Raw genomic sequence first — 1,026 nt, 5'->3', positions numbered from 1 at the left:
GTCCAGAAGGCGGGGGTGAAGACGGATGCGGTGGTGGGGCGCTGAGCGGTGACGACGTGGTCGGCGAGGTGGCGGAGTACGTCGAGGTACGGGCCGGCGTCCGGGACCCGGAGGAGGGTTTCGGAGAGGAGACGGGCGGGCCACCAGGCATCCGGGTCCGTCTCCAGCGCCTGGACCAACTCGTGCAGGCGGGTGGCGAGTTGGGTGGTGCCGTGTTCCCGGGCGAGGAACAGCAAGGCCTGTACGACCGGGCCGATGCGATGGTGCGGCACGGGCAGCGGCTCGGCGTGCGGGGAGGGGGTACGGCGGTGGACCAGGGCCCGCAGCGCCTCGTCGATGTCGAGGTGGGTGCCCTGGATCCAGTCGGCGAACTCCTCGTGCGCGAAGCGGTAGCCGGTGCCGGCCGGGACGAGGAGCCCTTCGGTGAGGACGGCAGAGGCCCAGCCGCTGCCACCGCCGAGGTGGGGCAGGGCCTGGCCCCAGGGGAACACCGCCTCGAACGACGCACGGTCCAGTTCGCCCTGGCCCGGGCCGAGGCTGCGGCGGGCGGCCTCGTGGACCTGGCCGGAGACCTTTGCCGCCAGGCGCCGTACGGCGGTGCCGCGGAGGCCGTTCCCCTCGGCGAGGCGGACGGCGATGCGGAGGCACATCAGGTCCAGGTACGCCGAGAAGACGGTGTCGCGGTCGAGGGGCGCGTGAGGAGCGCCGAGGGTGTCGGGCAGGGCCGTGCGGATCTCGGCGAGGAGGCGGAGGGTGAGGGGGTGACGGGCGTCGGCCGGGGTGAGGGCGCCTTCGGGGATGCCGTGGCGTTCGCGGGCCGTGCGAGCCTCGGGTTCCGTGAGGTCGGTGAGGTGCAGACAGGCGGGTGGCGCTGAAGGAGCCTCGTCCGCAAGGGTCGGAGGCGCCGGGAAGTGCGTCACCGCTGTCTCCCAGTACTCCTGCCTGCAGGCCACCACCAGGCGGGCGCCTGTTTCGGCCAGCCAGGTCGCCGTGCCCTGGGTCCAGGCGGGGAGGCGGTGGGAGAGG

The 1,026-nt window shown here is 73.8% G+C and carries 1 pseudogene; it reads right to left on the bottom strand.

The annotated features are described in order from the left end of the window. Nucleotides 1-1,026 (bottom strand): annotated as a pseudogene (locus GRC12_RS44630) (serine protease); the annotation flags it as partial.

The organism is Streptomyces griseorubiginosus, from assembly GCF_017614965.1.
Classification (GTDB): domain Bacteria; phylum Actinomycetota; class Actinomycetes; order Streptomycetales; family Streptomycetaceae; genus Streptomyces; species Streptomyces griseorubiginosus_B.
This window is presented reverse-complemented; position numbering and strand designations above follow the sequence as displayed.